This window comes from Lawsonibacter faecis, from assembly GCF_014287675.1.
Taxonomy (GTDB): Bacteria; Bacillota; Clostridia; order Oscillospirales; family Oscillospiraceae; genus Pseudoflavonifractor; species Pseudoflavonifractor faecis.
In genome coordinates, this window is sequence record NZ_JACOPQ010000003.1 from 97678 (window position 1) to 122080 (window position 24403).

A 24403-nucleotide genomic window follows, 5' to 3' on the forward strand; every position below is an offset into this window, starting at 1 on the left:
TTTTAACATTCAGTCCGCCGTGTTTCTTTGTTTCATGTGACGCAATTTTGCTCTGCTATTTTAGCTTGTCCACATCTTCGGCCAGCTCCAGAAAACGATCAAAGTCGCTTTGAAACAGCTTGTCCTGTACGATGCGGTATTTCTCAAACTGGCTCTCCGCGAATGATTTCGCAATTTCGTGTGTTACCCGACCACTGTCCTGCAAAATTTCATGCTCGTTGAATTCCAGGAAGCGGTCGAGGCGCACCGCCCAATCATCCATAGTCATCGGAATATGGCGTCCTGCCTGATACTCCGCATAATCCAAATACATGGAGACGATTCGCTCCAGCGCCTACATAACCTCACGGTTGACTTGACAACTACCGTCGATTTGAACTGTACGGAATTTCCGGATAGTTGCTTCTTTCTGCAAATCGCTTTCAGCATAGACTTTTTAGACGTTCTTCATTGATCGTGCAATGCCTACACAATAAAGTACCCCATCATCTTTCGCATTATCAGATGTCCTGATTCGCGGAGCGCATCTCAACAGTTTCGCAGCTACCGGCACTGGCAACAATATAGGAATACTCCCACGTTGAGGAACGAATACCTGGAGTCGTAGGCATATCTTTGTTTTCATCATCACACCGTTCTTCGGCACTATGATAAAGCAACCGGGAATACTTACATTTATGCTAAAACAGTATTAAAAAGAAGTAGAGTCATATAGTCCTGTTTTGTCCATGATGTATATACTTTGATCAAATCTACGTTCAGGTTTTAACTTTTTTTGTCCATCTTCCAAAATAATGGAGTGCAAAATTTTACGTGGGAAGCGAGGAATAAGATATGTATTGTTATACCCACCATGCTTTTTCCGCGCCTTAATAAACTCTCTCGTACCAGCTCCATTTACTGACAGCTCTTTATCGGTCTGGTATCCGTCAGGAACTTTAATAAATTTTAAATTAATGCGTCTGTCAATATCGCTATTACCGCTCCCTGCATATAAATATTGAATAAACTTTGATAAGCATCGTGCAGCTCGACATGCCGTGGGGTCATCAGTCTGTGCATTCGGCACTTTCGTTAAGAATAATTTAACATAAGCTAAATTGCTCCAAGCAATTAAATCAAGAGCATGTTCTTTGTCCAATTCATGGTCTTGACCATTAGTCTTCCAAATGGGCTGCAATAAAAGAGGAATTTGCTTTTTAAAGTATTTTTTACATATTTGTTCAGTTGCATCTTTCATTTTACTTGAATTTTCTGTTAAAGCCGCATTACGTGTCCAACCATTTTCGTCGTTTAAGGTAATCCATATATCATGAAGAGTTCCTTTAATATCCGCGAATTGCTTCGGAAATTTGCATTGATCAAGAAGGCCAAGTGCGGCGTATAGCGTAGTTGTAGGGCGAATTACGATTTCGCTACCTGGATCATTTGGCGTATTAATTGTAGAATTGTCCGGAACAACCGTCATTTTAATTTCAAGAGCACGCAAATTTTCGTAGTTGCTTGGCTCCTTTCCTTCCTCAAAGTGTTTCACCACTAAGTCAATCTTTTTGGCACGGCGTAGTCGTTTTGTTGTTCCAAAACCGCCTTCGAGAAATCTCTCATACGGACTAAATACATCCTCAAATGAGAAGTAGAGATCTTCAGCTTTCAATCCGCTGCAATTGAATAGCTCGTCTACACCAATCTCATCAATGACAATATTAAAGTTTGCATCAGTTGTCACATATTTGACTTTTTGAGGCGGATTGCATTTCCATAAATAATTTGCAAATGCAACAGGGAATGTAGAGTTAAATACATTTTTACTCCACAACTTTACGTTTGAGTGATTTGAATGTTCAATTCCCAGTAGTTTTGCGCACATATTATCACCTTCTTTAAGTATAATCTAAAATCGGAATCATACCTCTCTTGCTGTAAAATACAATGTTTGGTCAAATCGTCGTTCAGGACTCAGTTTCTCAATATAGCCAGGCTGAATTATATCGTTAATAACACTTTTGTGAAGTATGGGTCGTGTTATACGTTCTGCCGTAACATATTGACGCCACTTAGAACCGCCAATAGCAAACTCTTTGTCTGTTTGATTTCCGAATGCCATCTGGCGATAGATATCCACTACGCGAATTTTCCCAGACTTGCTTAGCTCCCACAAACACCGTGCAAGGCGGGCAGAGGCTCTCATTGGGCGACTCATAGTCGATGTAACTTCGTAAGACGCATCTACAAACAAACGAGAAAATGCATAATCACTCCATATTACAATATCAAAGGCCTGTTCAGCCAGAAGCGGGGATTTGCCTTGTGTTTTCCAAATGGTCTGCATAAGTAATGGCTTTTGTCTATTGAGATATCTACGTTCGAACGCATCAATGCTTTGGCTAATACGCAAAATTTTATGGGTCATCTCATAATCGTTATCCCACATTTGGATCGAAGAACAGGCATCTTCAAAAATATCTCTAACTTCCAGGGCTTTATCTTTAACTGTATTATACATACCCAAAGCGCAATAAGACGTAGTTGCAGATCTTACGACCAGTTCACAGCCCCATTTGGCTTCAGGTTGCCTGCTTGTAGAGTCAGTGGGCAATACGGTCAACTTTACTTCTAATGGAGATAAGAAATTACCGTCCAAATCTTTTATTACCAAATCAATTCCATCAATTGCATCAAAAGAGTACTGCTGGTATGGAGCAAAAACAGTTTCAAAATTAAAGGAGAGTTCTGCTGCGGATTTTGCCCCGCAACAGAATACATCTCTGAATGAAATTTCTGTAGGAACAGTTCTTAACTCACCATTGTAATCCTCCAATTTAATATAAACTGCCGGGATATCATGTTCCATCATGTAGCTCGCCATGGCTGCAGGAAAACTTGAGTTAAAACAATTCTTTCCCCAATGATCCTCCGTAGCTCTATTTGAATGTTCAATTCCGTACAAACCAGTAGGCATATCATCTACCCCCGCCGTAAAATTGTTCAAAAAGTGACGTCAGCTCTTGACGTCTCCGGCTAATCATGTTAAACTCTATTATAATTAATAATAACATGACAGAAAGTGGTTGTCCATATGCGAGTTGTTGATTTATTTGCTGGGTGTGGTGGCCTTTCACTTGGTTTCCAAAATGCTGGGTTTGAAATTGTCGGTGCCGTTGAATTCTGGGATGTCGCGCTTGAAACATATAGAGTGAACTTTAAGCATCCAATATACAAACAGGATTTATCAAATTTTTCTTCATCTATAAACTTAATTCAACCATTGTTGCCAGATATGATAATAGGAGGGCCGCCGTGTCAAGATTTCAGTCATGCAGGAAAACGTATAGAAGCTGAGCGCGCTGGATTGACAGGAGTCTTTGCAGAAATAGTTGCTAAAATAAAACCTCGATATTTTGTAATGGAGAATGTCGATAGGGCGAAAGACTCTATTGCATACGCCTATGCAAAAAATGTATTTAAGAAAGCTGGCTATGGTATTACTGAAATGACGCTTAACGCGGCTCATTGCGGTGTCCCACAGAAAAGAAAAAGATTCTTTGTTTTAGGTATACTTGGTGGGGATGATGGATTTGCAACAACTTGGCTTAATGAACATCAGACTCAAAAGGAAACAACGATTAGAGATTATTTTGGCAGCAATGTGCTTGGATTTGACTATTACTATAGGCACCCAAGAAATTATAATCGTAGAGCAATATACAGCATAGATGAACCCGCGCCTACGATGCGGGGCGTAAATCGTCCCGTCCCCCAAGGATACCCTGGACATCCTCTTGATCCACACCCTGTTGATAATACAATACGAGCATTAACTACATTAGAGCGTTCGTTGATTCAAACGTTTCCAGCTGGATATAAATGGGTAGGAAGTAAAACTGATATAGAGCAAATGATTGGTAACGCCGTTCCCGTTAAGCTTGCAGAATATGTTGCAACTTGCATGGCCCAATATGTTGTAGAAGTCCCCGATTATTCTGGGTTTGAGTCTTGGCTACACAAAACAAATTATTCAGACAGGGTAATCAGTGATATTATTAGTCGTCTAAAACGTGCATATAAAATTATTGAGGACGATCCGAATCCAACATATTTATTTATACTTGAACGAACGGATGCATTTTTAAATATTGATTCCTCGGTTAGAAGCCAGATAAAAAAGGCAGTTTCTTTGTATATTGAGTATAAATTCGATATGATTGCTCGACATCACGCCTTAAAAGGACTATAAACTGCTATGAGTGATGTGTTTGATAAAAAAGCGCGGTCAGAAATAATGCGTGCTGTAAAAAGTAAAAATACCAGAAGCACTGAGCTAGCAATGATCGCTCTATTTAAAGAAAACCATATCACAGGTTGGCGTCATAGCTACAATGTAAAAGGACATCCTGACTTTGTTTTTCTAAAAAAGCGCATTGCTATTTTTGTTGACGGCTGCTTTTGGCATGGCCATGATTGCAGAAACACACGTCCTGCGGACAACGCAGAATACTGGGCCAAAAAACGGGAGCGGAACATACAACGTGATAAGGAAACAACAGAAAGATTTGAAAAACGAGGATGGACAGTAGTTCGCATTTGGGAATGCGAACTCAAAAAGAAGAACCTGCCGGAAACTAAGCGGCGACTTCTTTCTTTGCTCTGCTCTGATTACAACCCATAATGTAAAGTTTGCATGGGCGGAATAAACACTCATCAATTCTTTGTTTATAGCCCCGCAAATATTGAGCTGCTATCCCGGCAGATAGCCCTTGCTTAACTCTCCGAGCAGAGTTACAATCCAACCAACCCGAACTGCAAAAACGCTTCTCACCTGGGGCCAGCAATGTGTGCTGACCTTGGGCAGGAAGCGTTTTTGACCACATTCATTACCACAGACGGGTGCGGAGCACGCGGAAACAGTGGATGTAAGACCTCCAAAGAGGAAGTAAAACCGAGCGAAAGCCACTAAAAACCACCACAAACAAGTCGAAAAAGTTTTCTAAAATTCTTTGGGACCAGGAGGCCGCGCGTTCATTCCGCGCCACTGGGACCAAAATAAGTTAATGCCAAGGAGTTAGTATAACTAGTTACTTGGTATCAACTTTTTTTCTACTCGAAAGAGGCTGTTGCAGACCGCAGTCTGCAACAGCCCCCTATACGTCTCCTAAAACACCGCAGTGGCGATGGAGTTCCCCTCCAGGTCAATGGGGAGGATGTGCCCGTCCAGGCGCAGGGCCACCGGGAAGGGCCGCTGCGTGCGGTTGAGAAAGATGACCGCCAGGGTACCGTCCGGATTCCGGAAGGCGGCTACCTCCAGCCGGTCGGAGAAGTTGGTGGTGGCGACGCGCTGGGCGCCGGGCCTGACGTACCGGCTGAAATGGCCGATATAGTGGTAGGAGAGCTTGACCTCCACTTCGCCGGTGCCGGCGTTCCAGATGAGGGGGGCCTCGCAGTAGTTCCCCACGTGGTTGGGTCCCCCCTCCTCGTTGAGGACAATATTCCAGTCCAGAAAGCCGTTCATGCCCGCGCGGAAGTTGCCCAGCATATCGTGGGCGTACATCTGGGCGTTGGCCAGCTGGTCCCTGCCGAAGCGGCTATACTCAATACACCCCTCGGAGAAGAGCAGCTTTTTCCCGGGGAACTTCTCGCGCACCAGGCGCAGGGCGTCGAAGTGGTCGCCGCTGTACCAGTGGAAGGCCAGGCCGGCCACCATGTGGTCGGTGCGGCGGTCGATCTCGGCGCAGGCCCGGTCGAAGAGCCGCTCCTTATTGTGGTCCCAGATGTACACGTCCACATCCCCCAGGCCTGCCCGGCGCAGCCGGGGGTAGAGGTATTCCGCCAAAAACGTCCGTTCCTCCTCCGGCGTGTAGAGGCAGCTGTCCCAGGTCTGGGCGGCATTAGGCTCGTTCTGCACGCTGAGGGCGGTGACGTTAATCCCCCGGTCCCGGTACTCCCGGATGTAACGGCACAAATACCTGGCCCAGAGGGGGTAGCACTCTTTTTTCAGGTGCCCTCCCCCGTTTCGGCTGCCGTTGGTCTTCATAAAGGGGGGTGGAGACCAGGGGGAGAGCATGACGGGGAGATTCTCCCCCGCCGCGTCGCAGGCCGCCCGGATCCAGGGGAGGATCCGCCGCTCGTCCCGTGCCAGGGAAAAGGTGCGCAGGCTTTTATCCCCCGGGTCGGTGACGGCGGAGTACTGTCCGGTGGCAAAGTCACAGCTGTCGATATGGGTACGGATGGCCCGGTAGCCCAGCCCCCTGGGTCCGAAGCAGGCGTCGATGACCTCCCGGGCCTTCTCCGGCGGCATCCCCTCCAGGACGGCGCCCACCGCGTCGGTGATGGCGCCGCCGAAGAAGGAGACCTCCTGGTATCCCATCTCCGGGTAGAGGTTCACCAGCCCCAGCTCCTGTCCCCCCGTGTCCGGGCGGAAGGAGACGGACTGCTCCCGGGCGATTGCCTCCGCGCCGTCAAAGGCGGTGGTGTGGACGGTGGCTCTCACGCGCAGCCCCCCCTTCCCCCGTCCGCCAGGACGATGCTGTTGACCGATCTGGGCTCCAGCGGGAAGTGATAGGTCTCCCCTTCCAGCTCCACCCCCACGGTGAAGACCCGGTCGAAGGGGTTGAAGAGCTCCAGCACCACCGAGCCGTCCGGGTTGCGGAAGACCAGGCTGTCCCCGGCGAAGCTGCCCCGGGCCCCCAGCCGCACGGCCCCCCGGCGGATGGGGGCGGAGAAGTGCTTCATCACGTAGAAGTCCGGGTTGCAGACTGCGGCTCCGGCGGCGGGGTCCACAGTGACCATGGCGTTCTGGGGGTCCCCCCAGGTGCTGCGGCCCATGGGCTCCAGGACCAGGTTCCAGTAGAGGTAGCTCTCCGCGCCGTTGGAGATATAGTGCTTGAGCATGGTCCACATATACCGGGCGTATTCCCAGGTGTTGTCCCCGAAGCCGCACTCGTTCTCCGACTGCATGAGCCGAAGGCGCGGCCACCAGCTCTCAAAGGTCCGCTGGATGGCGATTTTGCCGCCCCACTGGTAGCTCACGCCGGAGAGGTATCTGAGGGCCTCCGGGTCGGAGAGGACGGTGTTTGCAAAGTAGTCGTAGTCCTCTGTGGCCCACTTGTCAAAGATGAGGCGGATATAGTCGCAGCCGGGGGCGTTGATGGTGCCCAGCCACAGCTCGGTGTCCAGGCCCGAGCGCGCCAGGGCGGGGCCCAGGTAGTCCCGGATGAAGTCCCGCAGCTCCTCCCCCGTCCACATGCAGGAGGGGAACTTCTGGTTGGCCACCGGCTCGTTCTGGACGTGGACCTGCTCAACGGGGATGCCCAGGGCGGCGTAGCCCTGAATGAACTTTACAAAATAATTTGCGTAGGCCCGGAGGTTCTCCGGCGCGGGGATGAGCTTGCCCCAGTTATAGACCGGCGGGTCCTTCATCCAGGTGGGGGGCGACCAGGGGGAGGCGAAGAGCCGCAGGTCCGGATTCAGGGCAAGGGCCTCCTTGATATAGGGGATGAGGGCCTGTCGGTCCCGCTCCAGGGAGAAGTGCTCCAGGGCGTAGTCCCCCGGCGTCTCGTCCAGGCTGTACCAGTCGAAGGAGTAGTCGTTGGCGCCGATGGGCAGGCGGCAGAAGTTCAGCCCCGCCCCCGCCGGGGAGAAGAGGGTCTTCAGCACGGCGGAGCGGTCCGCCGCCGTGAGGGACTGGAGGGCCCTCCAGCCCAGCTCGTTGAAGCAGCCGCCGAATCCATGCATGGTCTGGTACTCCCGCCCGTCCAGGGCGAGGGCGGCGTCCGCGCCGGAGGGCGAGGGGGCCTTGGCGGCCCACTGGGCGCTCTCATTGGACCAGCGCCAATCGATTTTTTTCATATGCTGCACCTACTTGTCCGAGCCCACGGTGAGGCCGTTGATGATATACCGGGAGAGAAAGCAGAACACCACGATGATGGGCACCACCGAGATGGCGATGGCCAGGTACATGGCGCCGTAGTTGGTGAGGTAGAGGCCCTTGATCATGGCGATCATCACGGGCATGGTGTACATCTCCGTTTTGGACATGATGATGAGGGGGCCCATGTAGTTGTTCCAGCAGGCCACAAAGTTGAAGATGCACATGGTCACCACGCCCGGGATGACGCAGGGGAAGACGATGCGGTTGAAGATTTTGAACTCCGAGCAGCCCTCCAGCCGGGCGGCCTCCATCATGGAGGTGGGGATGCTCTGGGAGATAATGCCCCGCAGGAAGAAGACGGAGGTGGCGTTGGCGATGCCCGGCAGGATGAAGGGCCAGTAGGTGTTCAGCAGGTGCAGCTTCAGGTTGAGCTGGTAGAAGCCGATGATGCTCACCTGGGAGGGGATCATCATGGAACACAGGACGATGCCGAAGAGCACGTTCTTCCCTTTGAAGCTGTATTTGGCGAAGCCGTAGGCGGTGAGGGCGCCGAAGTATCCCGTGAAGGCGGTGTAGGGGACGGCGATGAGCAGGCTGTTGGCAAAGCCCCGCCAGATGTTCACATGGGACTGCATCGTGGCGTAATTCTCCGCCGTGGCCGCGCCGGGCAGCAGATTGAGCTTGGTGACGATATCGAAGCTGGAGTGGGTGGCGTTGACCACCACCAGATAGAAGGGCACCACGGACAGCAGCAGCAGCAGGATGAGGAAGGCGTACATCAGCGCCCTGGGCGCCGCCCGGCGGACCTTAGTCATCGTACATGCCCCCCTTCTTCCGCATGGCCTTCAGTGCCAGCACACTGAGGACGGCGATGAGGAGGAACAGCCCCACCGAAATGGCCGAGGCGTAGCCGTAGTTGTGGTTCTTGAAGCCCTGGTTGTAGAGGTACATGGACGTGGTGAGGATGGATTTCCGGGGGTCGCCCTGGACGTTGGTGAGGGTGGCCGGCACGTCGAAGAGCTGCATCCCGCCGATGATGGAGGTGATGGTCATATAGATGAGGGTGGGCCTGATGAGGGGCAGGGTAATTTTGGTATAGGTCTGCAGCTTGGTGGCTCCGTCCACCAGTGCGGCGTCGTAGACGCCGGAGTCGATGGTGGTGATGCCCGCCATGATGATGACCGTGGTATACCCAAACCACATCCACCACTGGATGTAGGACACCAGGCCCGAGGTGAAGGGCCCGCTGTTGAAGAAGCTGAAAGGGGCCCCGGGCACGCCCAGGCCGGTAAGGATGTAGTTGGCCACCGACTTGTCGCCGTTGAATAGCAGGTTGAAGAGCAGGCCCACCGAGGCGGCGGTGATGAGGTTTGGCAGGTAGAAGGCCGCACGGAAAAACTTCATACCCTTGATTTTGTTGAAGGTAAAGAGGGCGGACAGGATGAGAGCGGCGCCCATCTGGGGCAGGAAGTTCATCAGCCAGATTCGAAAGGTGTTCCACAGCGAGAGGTAAAACACCTTGTCCGTCACCAGCCGCTGAAAGTTTTTCAGCCCTATTCCCGCCAGGGGGGCCAGGCCGTCCCACTTCTGGAAGCTGAGGAAGACGGTGTAGAGGATGGGATAGAGGCCGAATATGGCGAACACCACGAAGAAGGGCGCGATGAAGAGGTAGCCATACCGGCTTTTGTTCAATTTGTTGGGCCCTGGCTTCGCCATGGCGATCCCTCCCATGAAAATGGCCGGCGGGCACGGTGTGTCCGCCGGCCATCTCAGTCGTTTAATCGATAGTGAGCTCCGGGTAGGCGTTGGCTACGTCGTCCTTGAACTGCTGCAGCGCGTCATCCTTGGACAGCACGCCGGTGGCGTATGCCTTGGCGGCGGAGAGGAAGGCGGTGTTGATGGTGCCGTCATAGGCGGTCATCAGGTCGCTGGGGATCTTCTCCATCTGCTCGTTGTAGAAGGCGAAGGGGTTCTGTCCGCCCAGGACCTCCTCCCCCGCGCCGGCGGCCAGGGCCTGGTCGGCGGACTTGAGGGAGACGTACTCGCCGTACTCGGCGGCGTAGGCCTGCTGGGCCTCGCTGTTCAGGCAGCAGTACTCCAGGAATGCCCAGGCCAGGTCTTTGTTGGGGCTGTCCTTGTAGATGCCCAGCCAGGTGCCGCCCTTGACATAGGGCACACTGCCCTGACACATGGCCCACTGGCCCTTGGTGGTGTCGGCGGCGGGCTTCACCACGAACTGGTAGCCCCAGGAGGGGAGCACGTAGCAGAAGGTGTCGGTGCTCTCCACGGCGGCGCTCCACTCCGGGGCCCAGGGGTCCACATTCAGGTCGTAGCCATTTTCGGCGATGGTCTTGGCCATATCCATGAAGTCCAGCATGGATTCGTCGATGACCAGCCTGTCGTCCACCACCCAGGGCTGGGCCCGGTTGGAGAACTGCATGTTCATAATGTCCTGCCAGCTGGCGAACATCTTGATGCCCTTGTCCTTCAGCTTGGCGGCCACGTCCAGCATGGCGTCATTGCTGGAGAGCAGGGCTGCCACCTCGGTGGGATCGTCGGTGCCCAGCACCTCCTTCGCCATGTCCCGGCGGTACATGATCGAGCCGGGACTGGCCTGCCAGCTCAGGGCACGGAGGGCGCCGGAGGCGTCGGTGCCCACGCTGGCCACATAGTCCCACACGTCGGAGGTGTCGGCGCTGTACGGCGCCTGCCGCAGGTCGTCCCAGAAACCGGAGTCAACCAGATACTTCACGTAGTCGGACTCGCCGGTGAAGATGTCCGGCGCGCCCTGGCCGCTGGCCAGGGTGGGGGTCAGCTTGGCGATGAAGTCGGCGTTGGGCACCACGGTGATGTTCACCGTCACGTCGGGGTGGACCTGGTTGAAGCCCTCCACAAAGCGGCCCAGCTCCTCTCCGGAGGACCAGACCTCCAGGGTGCCGGACAGCCCGGCTGAATCAGAGGGAGTTGGTTCGGAGGGGACGGGCTCGCCGCTGGGGGCGGCGGCCGGAGAGGACGCTGGGGACGCGGCGGGAGAGCCGGAGGGCGTGCCGTCGGCGTCGCCGCAGGCGCAGAGGGCCAGGACCACGGAAAGCGCCAGGAGCATGGCTAACAGTTTCTTTTTCATGAGGAACCTCCACTTCTATATTGACCCTGATCTTCCTTGGGTTTGCGCGCGGGAAAGGGGTGGGCGGTTACCTGGGCGCGGCGGCGGACCGGCCCTGGAGCAGGGCGGGCTCCACCAGTCGCTTGCATGTTTCCCCACGGCCGTCCAGCCGGTCCAGCAGGGCCCGGGCCAGCTGCTCGCCGATCTCATAGACAGGCTGCTGCACGCTGGTCAGCGGCGGAGTCGCGAGGAGCTGGTGCCCCAGGCCGTCGAAGCCCACCAGGGAGAAGTCCTCCGGGACGGTCCGGCCCGCCCGAGCCAGCTCGGAGGCGGCGCCGATGGCAATGGTGTCCGTGGCGCAGAAGGCCGCCGTACAGCCCTCCAGCTCCAGGATGCGCCGGACGGCCCCCGCCCCCCCATCCACGCTGTTGGGGGCGTAGATCACCCGCCCATCCTCCGGGGAAAGACCGTGCTCCAGCAGGGCCAGGCGGTAGCCGTCCAGACGGTCGGTGGTGTAGTCCTTGTCCTCGTCCACGTTGATCATGGCGATGTTCCGGTGCCCCAGGGTGATGAGGTGCTCCACGCCCATCTTGGCCCCCGCCACGTTGTCCACGTCGATGCAGTCCACGCCGGGGAGCTCCGTGTGGCCGAAGAGCACCACCGGCCGTCCCCGCTCCGACGCGTAGCGGGCGAACTCGTTGATCTCGTCCTTCAGAAGGCCGGTGACGATGTACCCGTCGCACCGGTGCTCCCGCCTGCGGCTGCGCAGAATGAGGAAGGAGTACATATGCTCGCTGAGCACCTTGCTGATGCCTGCGATGAGATGCATCACGAAGGGGTTGGAGAGGTCGATGCTCTCCGGAACGTATACGTCCACCACGCCGGAGCGGTTGGTCACCAGATTCTTGGCCGCCGCGTTGGGCACGTAGTGCAGCTCCGCCATCGCCTGCTCCACCCGTGCCCTCGTCCGGGGGCTGACGCTCTCCGGCGTATTGACCACCCGTGAGACCGTGATGGCGGAGACCCCCGCCGCTCTGGCGACATCCTTGACCGTGGCCATGGGCTTTCCTCCCATTTCTATGTTAACGTTAACATCCCCGGGACAAAAGAACGGCCCGCAGGCCGATGGTAACGTTAACATTTTTTTCTTGCTTTTACTGTACCATGTTGTTTGGTAAAAGTCAATAGTATTCTTTCAGAGAAAGGCCGCTCCTTGTGAAAATCCACAAGGAGCGGCCCAATATCATTCAATTAAGGCTTACAGGTGCTTTGGGGCTGATACTCCTATTAATGGGGATACTGGGAGGTGAATTGCCCCAAAGGGCAAGAGAGACCGCTTTGGGGCGCACCCGTGCGTGGGGCCGCGCTCCCGCCCGCCGCGCGGCGTCCTTCGGACCCCCGCCGCGCGCTCCGGCCTCCAATGGCAGGGGATGGCGGCACGCTGAGCTGCTGCTCATGGAGCATTCCACTCAGATTGCACCGTCTTCAGCAATTGACGCCCGAACCATATGAAAATGAAAGAAGCAAATTTTATGTTTTACTTATCATGGCCGCCGCCGGGCTTGCTGACAAAATTCGAGAGGGGGCGCCAGAGTGCAACCAGCAGCCTGGCCATCTCCATCTCGGAGAGATTCATGCCGTTGTTCAGCCAGCTGGTAAAGAGACTGACGTACAGTGAGCTGAGGACCTCCTCCCGGTACATCTCCACGGGACTGTTAATAGTAGGATAATTCCAGAGGCGGAAGGTCTCCAGCCGGGTCTTCATAATTGCTCTTGCAAAGCGGGAGGAGAAGCCGTTTTGATATTTGGAGCAGAGCAGCGCCCGGAATTCGGTCTCATTTGCACGGATATAGCGAAAATACTTTTCAAAGTAGACATTGTTACTGTGGCGGACACTGTCGCGGAACTCGTAAATTCCTGCACTGCGCAGTTCCAGCATGATTTCAATAAATCCATCCGTAAGATGGCGCTCGATTTCCTCCAAAAGCTCGTACTTACTGTCGTAATAGATATAGAAAATGCCCCGGCTCACGTTGGCCCGGCCACAGATATCCTTCACCGTGATGGCCTCCAGCTTTTTGTCTGACAGGAGCTGAAGAAATGATTCACGGATTTTGGCCCGGCTCCCGCTTTCGGGAACGTTTGTCTGCTCCACAATAATCCCCCCTTGCCGTCCGGCTGCTGAGGCCATTATAACAACCCTTGGATTCTGGCGCAAGTTGAAAGCTTTGGATGAGTTAAACAAGTTGGCGGGATGTGTCAAACATTAAACACATTGCCCAAATCTGTTCTCGTAATTCAAGCCAGCCTACGGTAATATCACAAGTGCAGGGACCAACAGGCAGAAATCGACAGCAGGCGACTTTACTACACAATTTGGGATAGGAGGTGATTCAATGCCCCATTCCGTCCTTGCAATCCTTATTCTGCTCATTGTTGTCTGCGCCTTTGTTTCACAGAAATTGCCCGTCTCTGTAGCGGCTTTGCTGGGCGCTCTGGCCATGATGGCCTTTGGCATTCTCACACCCTCTGAGGCAATTTCCTCGTTCGGGTCGGATGCGGTAATCATGGTAGCGGGAGTAATGGTCATCGGGAACGCCGTCTTTGAGTCGGGGCTGGCTGAGAGGCTGGGGGACGCCATTCTCCGGTTCAGACCCGCAGCCCGGAGTGAACGCTGCTTTATGGTAATCATCCTGGCGCTGATTGCCTTTCTCTCCGCTTTTATGAGCAACACCGCCGCCGTGGCCATGTTCATGCCGCTGGTCTCCTCTGTGGCCCGGGCGTCCAACGGGAGGATTAAAAAGAAAAACCTGTTCATGGCCATGGGTATCGCCTCCATCCTGGGCGGAAACTGTACGCTGGCCGGCTCCACCCCGCAGCTTACCGCCCAGGGCATCCTGGAGAACACTCCGGGCGTGCGGACGCTCACCTTTTTCGAGCTGGCCTATATAGGCGTGCCCCTGGTGCTGCTGATGCTTTTCTACTACGCCACGGTGGGCGCCACGCTGCAGGAGAAGGTCTTCCTCTTCCCGGAACCCGTGGACGAGGGGCCGGGCCGGGAGATAAGGGAAAATCGTGACGCGGGAAACAAGGCCCTGCTCTCAGGCATAATCCTGCTCGCCTGCATGGCGGCTTTCGCTGCGGGCGTGTTTTCCTTGGGCACAGTGGCCCTCTTGGGGGCCTGCCTGTGCATCCTGACGGGGTGTATCACATGCAGGAGGGCGTTCCAGTCCATGGACTGGTCCACCATTACGGTCCTGGCCGGAGCGATGGGGTTTTCCAAGGGGCTTCAAAAGAGCGGCGCGGTGGATTTAATCGCAGAACGCATGCTGGCGCTTTTCGGCGGCCCGGAGGCCAATCCGGCGCTGATGTGCGCCGCACTTATCATACTGGCCAGCATTTTGGGAAATGTGATGTCTCACACGGCCACGGTGGCGGTACTGACTCCCATCGCCCTCTCCCTGGCGGCGGCCCTCTCAACCCAGCCTATCACCTATGTCATTGGGGTAGTCATCGGCTCCAACCTGGCCTTCGCCACCCCCATTGCCACACCGCCCTTGACCATGACCCTCTGCGCGGGATATCGCTTTCTTGACTACTCAAAGGTGGGAGGCGTATTGAATGTGGTTACGGTGCTCTTCGCTGCCGCGGCAATCCCTGTGATCTACGGCCTATGACCGGGACAAGCCCTCCGGCCGAAAAACCAAACAGAAAGGAACGAGTGAAATGAGACGTGTCGCAATCGTGTCCGCAGTGAGGACGGGCATTGGAAAATACGGCGGGCAGTGGGTGAGGACCCCCTCCGAGCAGCTGGCGGCGGCGGTCATCAAGGAGGCTGTGGCCCGGGCAGGCGTCGACCCGGCGGAGATAGAGGATGTGGTGATGGGCAACCTCCACGCCCACCACGGCAACCACGCCAGGATCGCCTCCCTGACGGCAGGACTCCCCCTGGAGGCGGGAGCCGTCACCGTGGACCGACAGTGCGGCTCCGGCTCCCAGGCTATCATCTATGCGGCGCTGAACATCGCCGCCGGTTATGGGGACGTCATGGTTGCCTGCGGTGTGGAGCACATGACGCTCAATCCCTACCAGGTGACGAAGGTCCCCAACTACAGCTACGCGCCGCCCCAGTTCCTGACCAACCGTGTCTCCACCGATGAGGCGGGCAACCCGCCCTTCGCCATGACGGCGGATATACTGGGCAAGCGGCTGGGCATTACCCGCCAAGCCTGTGACGAGTGGGCCTTCCACTCCCAGCAGCGGGCAGCCAGGGCCATCTCCGAGGGGCTGTTCAAGGAGCAGATTGTCCCCGTCGAGGTCAAGACCAAGGCAGGGTTGAAAAGCATCGTCACGGACGAGTGCGTCCGCATGGACGCCTCCCTGGAGAAGATGGCTCAGCTGCCGCCCCTGTTCGAGGGTGGACTCACCACCGCCGGGAACGCCTGTCCCCGGTCGGACGGAGCGGCCGCGGTGGTCCTGATGTCGGAGGAGCGGGCCAAGGCCCTGGGTCTGGAGCCGCTGGGGTATTTCAAGACCTTCGCGGCGGCCGGCCTGGACCCCAACATTATGGGCTACGGCCCCGTCCCCTCCACCCGGAAGGCCCTGCAGCGGGCGGGGCTGACGGTGAAGGACCTGGACGTGGTCGAGCTGAACGAGGCCTTCGCGCCCCAGGTGGTGCCCTGTGTGCGGGACCTGGGCCTGGACCCGGAGCGCACCAATCCCAACGGCGGCGCCATCGCTTTCGGCCATCCTCTGGGCGGCACCGGTGTCATCCTGACGGTGAAGCTCCTCTACGAGATGCTCCGCAGGGACTATGAGCTGGGTCTGGTGACCATGTGTATCGGCGGCGGCCAGGGCCTGGCAACCATCTTTGAGCGGCGCTGAGACAAATCAAAAGGAGAAGAGGTGAAAATCGTGAAACTGCCATTGGAAGGCTTTACTGTCATTGAACTGGGTACCCACGTGGTCGTACCCAACGCGGGCCGTTTTCTGGCCGACTGGGGCGCCGATGTAATCAAGGTCGAGGCTCCCGCGGGCGAGGAGTGGAGAAAGGTGGGCCCGTCCTACTGCACGCCCATGACGGACGAGGAAAACCCTCTGTTTCAGGAGCAGAACGCCAACAAGCGCCTTATCGCACTGAACCTGAAGTCCGGGGAGGGCAAGGCCGTATTCCTGCGTATGGTGGCTAAGGCGGACGTATTTATGAGCAACGTGCGGATGCGCTCTCTCACCAAGATGGGGCTGGATTACGAGACCCTCAGGCAGCTCAACCCCACCCTGATCTACGCCCACTTTACCGGCTATGGCACCGAGGGGGCAGAGGCCTCCAAGCCCGGCTTCGACATGTCCTCCTTCTGGGCCCGCTGCGGAGCCATGCGGGACTGGTCGGATCCGGAGGGCTTCCCCTTCAAGCCCCCCGGGGGCTTCGGGGATGCCGCCACCAGCGCCGCCTTTACCACAGGGATTCTGGCGGCCATCATCGGCCGTCAGAACTCCGGCAAGGGAACCTTCGTCACCTCCTCGCTGCACGCCTGCGGCCTCTGGTACAACCAGACCGGCATTCTCTCCGCGCAGTACGGCAATCAATACCCGCCCTCCCCCAAGGAGGCCCGCAACCCCTTTACGCATATCTATCAGTGCGGGGACGGCGAGTACCTCATCACCACGGTGCCCAATTACGACGCGAATTTCAACCGGGTGATGGAGGCCATGGGCCTGGAGCAGTACTGTGACGACCCCAGGTACTGCAGGCGAACGCCTCAGGGGCTTTTCGCCGGAGACAACCTGCGTGACTTCATCTCCATCCTGAATGTCCGCTTTATGGAAAAGAGCCGCGATGAGTGGATGGAGACCTTTGCCCGGGCGGACATCGCCTGCGAGCGGCTGCTGCACCAGAGAGACGTGGTGGACGACCGGCAGGCCTGGGACAACGGGTGCCTCCACCGGGTGGACTACCCCGCGTCCGGCATGAGTGCCGCCTTCCCCACAGTGCCTGTGCGCTTCTCCGAATATCCGGTCTCCGGGATGCGTATGTCCGGCGCCGTCGGCAGGGACACCTGTGAGGTACTGGAAGAGTACGGCTATTCAAAAGCAGAGATCCAGTCTATGCAGAGAGACGGAGCGGTTTTATAAGGATTGGTAAGGAGGTACAACATGAGCAAAAAGCGCATCGCCTGCCTGGCGCTCGGCGTGATCGCCGCAATCGCGTTCTTTCTTATCCCGCCCCCCGCGGGGCTGACCGCGGAGGCAATGCAGGGCATCGGCATTCTTCTGTGCGGCATCATCTGGATGGTCGGAGCGGTATTTCCCGACTTTGCAGTGATGATCGCCATGCTGGCGGCCTGGGTCGTACTGAAAATCCTGCCCTTTGCCACGGCGTTCTCGGCCTTTTCCGGCACGTCCTTCTGGTTGCTGCTGGGCGCCATGGTCATCGGTGTCGCGGGGAGCAAGAGCGGCCTGCTGATGCGGATTGCCCTGGCGGTCCTTCGGGTCTTTCCCTCAAATTTTCAAGGTCAGGTGCTGGCGCTGCTGACCTCTGGCCTGATCATCTCCCCCCTTGTGCCCAGCACGGCCGCCAAGGCGGCCATCATGGGGCCCATTGCCAAGCAGATCAGCGACACCATGGGCTATGAGAATCAGAGCAGAGGCTCCGCCGGACTGTTCTACGCCTACTTTACCGGCTTCACCTGCTTCGGCCCGATCTTCCTCAGCGGCTCCTTCATCGCCTATTCCATGCTCGGCGCTATGCCTGAGGGCTTTGAGGGCGTCACCTGGATCCAGTGGGTGTACTACGCCCTGCCCTGGAGCATCGTAATGATTGTGCTGAGCTACATTGCCATCGTACTGCTCTTCAAGCCCAAGGGCGGCACTCAGTTCGACAAGGCCACCATCGCCGATATGAGCAAGGCGCTGGGCCCCATCAAGCGCGACGAGTGGATTACGCTGGCAGTTATGGGCGGCTGCCTGGTCCTGTGGATGCTGGAGCGCACCATTGACGTCAGCTCCGCCGCCGTTGCGGTGCTGGCAATGACGATACTGGTGGCTACCAAGGTTCTGGATAAGGCGGATTTTGACAAGAAGGTGAACTGGAACCTGGTGTTCTTCATCGGCGCAGTCATCTCCATCGGCAGCATGATCAAATACCTCGGTATTGACGTCTTCATCGGCGACACCCTCACCCCCCTCATGGCGCCGCTGGTCAGCCGGCCCATCGTCTTCGTCCTGGGCTTCGTGGCCGTGGTCCTGCTGGCCCGCTTCGTCATCGCCTCCACCCTAACCACCACCGTCCTCTTCACGGTGGCGCTGGTACCCTTCGGTCTTTCCGTCGGGATCAGCCCCTGGGTCATCGGCTTCATCGCCTATGTCTCCGTCCACGTCTGGTTCCTGCGCTATCAAATGCCGCTGTATCTGACCGCCAACGCCACCGCGGGCAACGGCGAGATGCTCAGCCAGCGTCAGGCGGCGTTGCAGTCCACCAGCTATATCGTCATCTCCACCATCGGACTGCTGGTCTCTCTCCCGTGGTGGAAGTTCCTCGGTCTCATGCCCTAAACCTGTGTTCTACCGGCCGTGCGCCGGATATTTTAAAGGAGGAATCTGTTATGTTAATCGTTGAGGCCTATTACACCTGTAAGCCCGGAATGCGGGACAAGCTCCTGGAGATCGTAAAGCCCAATATTGACGGCACGCGCAGGGAGCCCGGCAATATCAGCTACGCCCACTACCCCTCCCCGGACAACGATGTGGATATGTTCGTCTTCGAGAAGTGGGAGAGCCTGGAGTTGTTCAACAACCACTCCAAGACCGAGCACCACAAGACCTTCTGCGCCGCCCGCCGTCCTCTTCTTGAGGCAGGCTCCTACTTCATCACCATCTACAATGCTGAGGTGAATGAGGAGCGGACCCAGCAGAGCCGTGAGTTCGTCCGCAGAGCAATCAACTGACCCGGCCTCACAGAGGCAGTTTGGTCTTGTTGTAACCCTGTGAGTAAGGCTCAAATTGAGCCTTGCTCAATGTAAAAAACACATTCACCTGTGACCCATGACGCTGCCGCGGCGGAATGTGCGCAAATTATCAGAGCGGCCGCCGTTTCAAACGGCGGCCGCTCTGATGCGTAATTCGTCCTTCTGTGCGGCCCCGGCTCCCACCGGCGGCAGCGGCTCTGCGGCGGCGTGCCGCCGCGGCGTCAGGCCCGGTCTCCGCCGGGCGCGTCCGCCGTCCGGGCCGTTTTCCAGCGCTTCATGCGCTGATGACGGCGAACGAAGTAAAAGGCGCATAGGCCGAGCAGGACCGCGTCCGCTCCGACGGCGATGAAGAGCCACACGGGGGCGGGGGCCTTGGAGATCTCCAGGGCGCCGCTGTTCGCCACCATGTAGAGGATGTTATGGGTGGAACCGCGCATGGCCTGCCGCCCGGTGGTTGTGCCGGCGGTCTCTTCGCTGACGGCGTTCAGGTTCATCAGGGCCAGCTGCAGATCGCAGCCCGCCCGGACGCAGCGGTCGGCGTTCACGTAGCTGAGCTGCATGATGCAGTCGGTGACCACAGCGCCCCGGAAGCCCCACTCGTCTCGCAGCACCTCGGTAAGGAGCTGGTAGCTCTCGGCGCAGTTGGTGGTGCCCAAGCGGTTGAACGCCGCCATCATGCCCTTGCTGCCGCCCTCCTTGACGGCCAGCTCGAAGCCCCGCAGGTAGACCTCCCGCATGGCCTGCTCATTGACCCAGGTGCACAGTCCGCCCTGATCCCGGTTCGTCTCCGAGTCGTTGACGGCGAAGTGCTTGGCGTAGCAGTAGACCCCCTGGGACTGGATACCCTGAATCTCCGCCGCGGCCATTTTGCCGGTGTGGAAGCCGTCCTCGGAGAAGTACTCGTAATTGCGCCCGCTGAACGGGGAGCGGAAAATGTTGAGCCCGGGGGCGTACAGGCCGGAGATATGATACGCCGCGGCCTCCCTGGCGTAGGTCTCGCCCATGCGGCCGGCCAGCTCCCGGTTCCAGGTGCAGCCCAGCACGGACTGGCCGGTGTACTGGTTGCCGGTGACGCCGGCCATGATATTGTTGATGCCGTTTGGTCCGTCCACCTCGGTGCAGTAGGGCTTGCCCACGCTGGCCACCGTCTCGGTGCACCAGCCGCCGTTGGAGAGCAGGTTGGTCATCTCCTCCACGCTCACCTGCTCCAGCAGCTTCTCCCACTGGGGGTCCTCGTAGGCGAGGCCGCCCATATCGGCCAGGGTCAGGCCGTGGTCGGCATAGGTGATGTCGGGGTCGCCGGGGTCGTTGGCGTACTCGTCGGCGGTCAGGGCGGAGACAATCTCCGCCTTGGCCTCACGGCTCCGGGGGGCGCGCCGGGCCGGCATCGTGCCGGCCCAGTCGGCCCGGGAGACATAGGTCACGTCCTCGCCCCAGGTGGCGTCGTCGAAGCGGTTCACCGCCGCCGCGCCGTCGGTGCTTCGGGGGCCGTCGAACCCGTCGCGGTAGACTGCGTCCCGCGCCACGGAGACGGTGCGGCTGTCGATTACCTCGTGGGAATTGCCCATGAGCTTGATCTCATAATCCCCCGCCTCCAGCACGTAAGCGCCGCCCTGGAGCTTGACGCCGCTGTAGTCGTAGGAGGCCATGTCCTCGTAGGTGAAGGAGACGTTCACCGTCTCGCTTTCGCCCGGCTCCAGAGGCCCGGTCTTGCCGAAGCCGGCCAGGACCACATGGCTCTTCTCAATGCCGCCGGGCGTATACGGCGCGGTATAGTAGACCTGGACCACGTCCCTGCCCGCCGCGCTGCCGGTGTTGGTGACGGTCACATCCATGGAGACGGCCGCACCGTCGTCCCGGAAGGCGCTGATCTCCTGCTCAAAGGCGGTGTAGGACCGGCCGTAGCCGAACGGGTACTGGACGGTGGCGTCATAGTCGATATAGCCGTCGGCCGCCGCCGTCTCGTAGTAGCGGTAGCCCACGTAGATGCCCTCCACATAGTCCACATAGTGGTAGTTGTCCGGCTCGGACGCGGGGGCGATGGGCGAGGTGTTTGTATAGGTCGCGTTGGTGTAGTCGTAATCGCCGAAGCTGTAGTAGCTGGGCGCGCTCTCCACCGCGTAGGCAAAGGTGCTGGTGGTCCGGCCCGAGGGGTTCACCGCGCCGGAGAGCACCCCGCCCACAGCGTCGCAGCCGGTGGAGCCCAGGCAGCCCAGCCACAGCGCCGCGTCGATGTCCGTGTCCTCCAGAAAGCCCAGCTCCATCGCGTTGGCGCAGTTCAGGAGCACCACTACGGTAGCGAAATTCTCCTTTACCATGTCCAGCATCTCAATCTCCACCTGCTGCAGCTCCAGGTAGTGCTTTCCGGCGTCGCCGCCCTGAACGCCGATGCTGGTGGCGCTGCCGGAGGTGCCCACCTCGCTCTCGGCCTGCCCCATCTCCATGGGCAGGTCCGCGCCCTCGCCGCCCAGGCGGGAGATGACCACCAGGGCCACGTCGGAAAAGTCTCTGGCGTTGCCGAGCAGCTCCGCGGAGTACTCGCCCACGGGGGGCTCGTTGATGTCGAAGTTGTTGCCGGTGTAGCCCACGCCGGTGCGCTCCTTGAAGCGGGCGTCATAAAAATCCGCCAGCTCCTGGTTCACCTCAAAGCCCGCGTTGCGAAGTCCCTGGACCATGGTCACGTTTCCGCTGCTGTCGCCGGACCCGGAGCCCGAGCCGCCGTAGACCGTGTCCCGGGAGCCGTAGCCGAAGAGGTTGACCCTGGTCCCCCGGTCCAGGGGCAGAGCCCCGTCCCGGTTCTCCAGCAGAATGATGCCCTCGGAGGCGATCTCCCGGGTCATCTCCGCAGAGTCGGCCCCCGCCTGTGCGGTCTCGGCCTCGGAGGGGCCCTGATTGAAGAAGTTGTTGATCATGCTGTAGTTCGGCGGCACCAGAACGGCCGCCGCAGCGTTGAGCGCCAACAGGAGCACCAGCAGCACGCTCATGGCTGCCATGGCGGCTTTCCGGGGCCGCCGGGGCGTGGTAGAGTCTTTCACAATAATACCTCCCAATCCAAATCTGTGCCCGCGCACGGGCTTTGTGGGAAGTATAGCAGGCCCGGACCCGGGCGTGGACCGCCGGGTACCAACTCTGTCGTTTTTGCTGCGTAACCTGCGCCATCAAGGCGGCAAAACAGCCGCGCGCATGACGGATAGGGCTGGGTTTTCTGTGAAAAATGGCCCCATCCGTCATGAGAAGCGTCGGCTCTTATTTTCGGCGGGCTGGCTCGGGGCGGGGCTCAGCACTCCCGGTACCGGGGGATGGTGACCCGCAGGAGGAAGATGTCCCCCTCGGTCTGGAGGGTGAGGAAGCCCCCGTACCGCTCGGCCGTGTGGCGCACGCTCTTCAGCCCGAAGCCGTGGTAGCCGTCCCGGGCCTTCCGGGAGATGGGCAGGCCGTCGTCGAACTCCAGGGGGCCGCTGTAGTAGTTCTCCAGTTGGATGAAGACCAAATCGGCCCTGGAGAAGACCGACACAGCGATGGTCCGCCGCTCCACATCCTCCAGCGCGCTGACGTGCTCAATGGCGTTGTCCAGGGCGTTTCCAAAGAGGGTGTAGAGGTCCACCGCCTCCAGGAAGGAGAGGCAGGCCCCGTCCGCCACGCAGGTGAGGGTAATCCCCCGCGCCTCACACAGGAGGCTCTTCTCGGTGAGAATGGTGTCCAGTATGTGGTTTCCCGTCTCCACGATGGAGTCGTAAATCATCACCGACTCCTCCAGCGACCGGATGGTGGCGTCCCGCTGGGATTGGTCGGAGATCTGCTTGAGGGCCGCGATCTGGTGCTTGAGATCATGGCATTTGCGGTTGATGAGCTCCACATTCTCCGCCGTCATCTCAAACTGGTCCTTGTGCTTCAGCCAGAGCTGCTGCTGGACGTCCAGCTCGTGCTGGAGCGCCAGCCGCCGGCACTGGCCCACCTGTGCCCAGAGTACGTAGAAGCAGCAGAACATGGCGTAGAGCAGGCAGACGGGGTAGAGGGAGCCGCCCCGGGACTCCAGGTGCTGAGCCACGGCGCTGAGAACCAGCGCGACGGACAGCGCGCCGGCCATGGTCCCCAGGGAGTGGGAGAGCCTGATGTCGTACCGCTTTCCCGCCACGAGGCGGCGGGCAAAGAGAACATAGGCCAGGGCATAGGCCGCGCCGTAGATAAGAAGGTACCAGACGTCATAGGTCTCCGCGGCGGCGGTATCCATGCCGGGGCGCAGAAAGCGGTGCAGGCAGTAGGTGAAGTGCTGCGTCAGGTAGGCGCAGGTGGCGCAATAGAGCGCCTCGCGGACCGAGACCGCGCAGCAGGCCAGGACGAAGGCCGCGCCGATGAGATAGGAGAGCAGCGAGTAGAGCAGGGTATAGGCCAGCCGGGCCGAATCGCCCTGGAGCAGTTCCGACAGCATGCCCAGAGGCAGCACGAAGGGCAGCGCCATGAGCAGCAGCGCGGTCCCGGCAGCCCGGAGGGGGAAGAAGCGCCGCCGCCGGAGGGGCAGGCAGAAGAGGAGGGCGGCGGCCAGCACCTCTGCGGGGAGAACGTCCACCAGCAGCATTTGAGTCATCTCCAGAATCAACGGAAGCCACCTCCAAAATAATCGGATAGGGTCTGCAAAAAGGCCTTCCGCTTGGGGCGGCTGATGGGCAGCTCATGGCCGGGGACCAGAACGGCGTCCCTGCGCACCCCCACCACGTTGCGCAGATTCACCAGATAGCTGTTGTTGCAGCGGGCGAACTGCGGGAGCGCCAACTGGCGCTCCATCTCCTGCATGGAGCCGGAGCGCACATATACGCCGCCGGCAGTGTGGACATACAGCCGGTGGTTGATGACCTCCACAAACAGAATGTCGTCCGTGGAGACCCGCTGCTCCACACCGTCCTTCGGAAGGAGCAGATAACGCCGCTCCCGCCCCGCGGCGATTGCCGCCGCCTTTTTCATCTTCATGGCGAACTGGGGATAGGTCACGGGTTTGAGGACAAAGTCCAGGGCGTCCACCTCATAGCCCTTGACGGCGTAACGGGCCATATTGGTGATGAAGACGATGACAACCGCCGGGTCCACCGCCCGGATGCGCCTTGCCGCCTCCATTCCATCCATGTGGGGCATCTCAATATCCATCAAGAGGATGTCCCATACCGGCCGGTAGCCCTCGGCGATGTCCAGCCCGTCGGAGAACAGCTCCGCCTGAATTTCCAGCCCCCACTCCCGGCCGCAGCGCTCCAGATAGCGCCTGAGCAGCTCCGCGCAGGCCGGGTCATCCTCCACAATTGCAGTGCGAATCATGCAACCGCCTCCCTCCGGGCTTTTTTTCATCATACCACAGACAAGGCGCGGGAGACAATCCGCTTCTTAGGGACTGGGGCTGTGAACAGGTCCGGTTCACGGAGCTCTCGCGGATGAACTGCGGCAAAGTAATTTATAAAGAGCGGCGGCCGCACTCAAAATGCGGCC

General features: G+C 58.1%; 19 protein-coding genes and 1 pseudogene. 7 read left to right on the forward strand and 13 right to left on the reverse strand.

Annotated features, from left to right (window positions below):
- Nucleotides 1-55 precede the first annotated feature (55 nt).
- From rhuM to H8S62_RS04885, 3 genes and pseudogenes are all read right to left on the reverse strand, one after another.
- Nucleotides 56-334 (reverse strand): annotated as a pseudogene (rhuM, locus tag H8S62_RS04875) (RhuM family protein); the annotation flags it as partial.
- A 357-nt stretch (nucleotides 335-691) separates the two neighbouring features.
- Nucleotides 692-1867 (reverse strand): HindVP family restriction endonuclease, encoded by a 1176-nt coding sequence (locus tag H8S62_RS04880; RefSeq protein WP_186918669.1) that lies wholly within the window; start codon nucleotides 1865-1867, stop codon nucleotides 692-694.
- Nucleotides 1868-1903: 36 nt separating this feature from the next.
- On the reverse strand, nucleotides 1904-2959 hold the full coding sequence (locus H8S62_RS04885; protein ID WP_186918670.1) for a HindVP family restriction endonuclease: 1056 nt from the start codon (nucleotides 2957-2959) through the stop codon (nucleotides 1904-1906).
- Between the two features lie 117 nt (nucleotides 2960-3076).
- Between H8S62_RS04885 and H8S62_RS04890 the strand changes: the two genes are divergently transcribed.
- Both H8S62_RS04890 and H8S62_RS04895 read left to right on the forward strand, forming a co-directional pair.
- A complete protein-coding gene (locus H8S62_RS04890; protein WP_186918671.1) occupies nucleotides 3077-4234 on the forward strand; it encodes a DNA cytosine methyltransferase in 1158 nt (385 codons plus the stop codon).
- Between the two features lie 6 nt (nucleotides 4235-4240).
- Complete coding sequence (locus tag H8S62_RS04895) at nucleotides 4241-4666, forward strand: very short patch repair endonuclease (RefSeq protein ID WP_186918672.1); 426 nt, start codon at nucleotides 4241-4243, stop codon at nucleotides 4664-4666.
- Between the two features lie 483 nt (nucleotides 4667-5149).
- Here the strand turns inward: H8S62_RS04895 and H8S62_RS04900 are convergent, their stop codons facing one another.
- The 7 genes from H8S62_RS04900 to H8S62_RS18300 all read right to left on the reverse strand — a co-directional run bounded on the left by H8S62_RS04900 (nucleotide 5150) and on the right by H8S62_RS18300 (nucleotide 13122).
- On the reverse strand, nucleotides 5150-6484 hold the full coding sequence (locus H8S62_RS04900; RefSeq protein ID WP_341481016.1) for a glycoside hydrolase family 30 protein: 1335 nt from the start codon (nucleotides 6482-6484) through the stop codon (nucleotides 5150-5152).
- Nucleotides 6481-7842, reverse strand: a complete 1362-nt coding sequence (locus H8S62_RS04905; protein ID WP_186918673.1) for a glycoside hydrolase family 30 protein — start codon at nucleotides 7840-7842, stop codon at nucleotides 6481-6483. The genes H8S62_RS04900 and H8S62_RS04905 overlap by 4 nt, the downstream gene beginning before the upstream one ends.
- 9 nt (nucleotides 7843-7851) lie before the next feature.
- Nucleotides 7852-8679 (reverse strand): carbohydrate ABC transporter permease, encoded by an 828-nt coding sequence (locus tag H8S62_RS04910; protein ID WP_186918674.1) that lies wholly within the window; start codon nucleotides 8677-8679, stop codon nucleotides 7852-7854.
- Nucleotides 8672-9580, reverse strand: a complete 909-nt coding sequence (locus H8S62_RS04915; protein WP_186918675.1) for a carbohydrate ABC transporter permease — start codon at nucleotides 9578-9580, stop codon at nucleotides 8672-8674. Before H8S62_RS04915 ends, H8S62_RS04910 begins: the two co-directional genes overlap by 8 nt.
- Nucleotides 9581-9641: 61 nt before the next feature.
- Nucleotides 9642-10988: an ABC transporter substrate-binding protein gene (locus H8S62_RS04920; RefSeq protein ID WP_186918676.1), complete on the reverse strand. Its 1347-nt coding sequence runs from the start codon at nucleotides 10986-10988 to the stop codon at nucleotides 9642-9644.
- 67 nt (nucleotides 10989-11055) lie between these two features.
- Nucleotides 11056-12027 (reverse strand): LacI family DNA-binding transcriptional regulator, encoded by a 972-nt coding sequence (locus H8S62_RS04925; protein WP_186918677.1) that lies wholly within the window; start codon nucleotides 12025-12027, stop codon nucleotides 11056-11058.
- Between the two features lie 477 nt (nucleotides 12028-12504).
- A complete protein-coding gene (locus H8S62_RS18300; protein ID WP_173023493.1) occupies nucleotides 12505-13122 on the reverse strand; it encodes a TetR/AcrR family transcriptional regulator C-terminal domain-containing protein in 618 nt (205 codons plus the stop codon).
- 241 nt (nucleotides 13123-13363) lie between these two features.
- Between H8S62_RS18300 and H8S62_RS04935 the strand changes: the two genes are divergently transcribed.
- The 5 genes from H8S62_RS04935 to H8S62_RS04955 are packed head-to-tail and all read left to right on the forward strand — an operon-like array spanning nucleotide 13364 to nucleotide 18910.
- Nucleotides 13364-14644, forward strand: a complete 1281-nt coding sequence (locus H8S62_RS04935; protein WP_186918678.1) for an SLC13 family permease — start codon at nucleotides 13364-13366, stop codon at nucleotides 14642-14644.
- A 49-nt stretch (nucleotides 14645-14693) separates the two neighbouring features.
- Nucleotides 14694-15851: a thiolase family protein gene (locus H8S62_RS04940; RefSeq protein WP_155147909.1), complete on the forward strand. Its 1158-nt coding sequence runs from the start codon at nucleotides 14694-14696 to the stop codon at nucleotides 15849-15851.
- Nucleotides 15852-15881: 30 nt separating this feature from the next.
- On the forward strand, nucleotides 15882-17099 hold the full coding sequence (locus H8S62_RS04945; protein ID WP_155147911.1) for a CoA transferase: 1218 nt from the start codon (nucleotides 15882-15884) through the stop codon (nucleotides 17097-17099).
- A gap of 21 nt (nucleotides 17100-17120) precedes the next feature.
- Entirely contained in the window at nucleotides 17121-18518 is a 1398-nt protein-coding gene (locus tag H8S62_RS04950; protein WP_186918679.1) for an SLC13 family permease, read from the forward strand.
- 50 nt (nucleotides 18519-18568) lie between these two features.
- Nucleotides 18569-18910 (forward strand): putative quinol monooxygenase, encoded by a 342-nt coding sequence (locus tag H8S62_RS04955; RefSeq protein ID WP_155147914.1) that lies wholly within the window; start codon nucleotides 18569-18571, stop codon nucleotides 18908-18910.
- Nucleotides 18911-19152: 242 nt separating this feature from the next.
- On the opposite strand, the gene H8S62_RS04960 is transcribed toward H8S62_RS04955, so the two are convergent.
- The 3 genes from H8S62_RS04960 to H8S62_RS04970 all read right to left on the reverse strand — a co-directional run bounded on the left by H8S62_RS04960 (nucleotide 19153) and on the right by H8S62_RS04970 (nucleotide 24235).
- Entirely contained in the window at nucleotides 19153-21966 is a 2814-nt protein-coding gene (locus H8S62_RS04960; protein WP_186918680.1) for a glycoside hydrolase family 3 N-terminal domain-containing protein, read from the reverse strand.
- 242 nt (nucleotides 21967-22208) lie between these two features.
- On the reverse strand, nucleotides 22209-23507 hold the full coding sequence (locus H8S62_RS04965) for an ATP-binding protein (RefSeq protein WP_186918681.1): 1299 nt from the start codon (nucleotides 23505-23507) through the stop codon (nucleotides 22209-22211).
- 17 nt (nucleotides 23508-23524) lie between these two features.
- A complete protein-coding gene (locus H8S62_RS04970) occupies nucleotides 23525-24235 on the reverse strand; it encodes a LytR/AlgR family response regulator transcription factor (RefSeq protein ID WP_155147920.1) in 711 nt (236 codons plus the stop codon).
- Nucleotides 24236-24403: the final 168 nt, after the last annotated feature.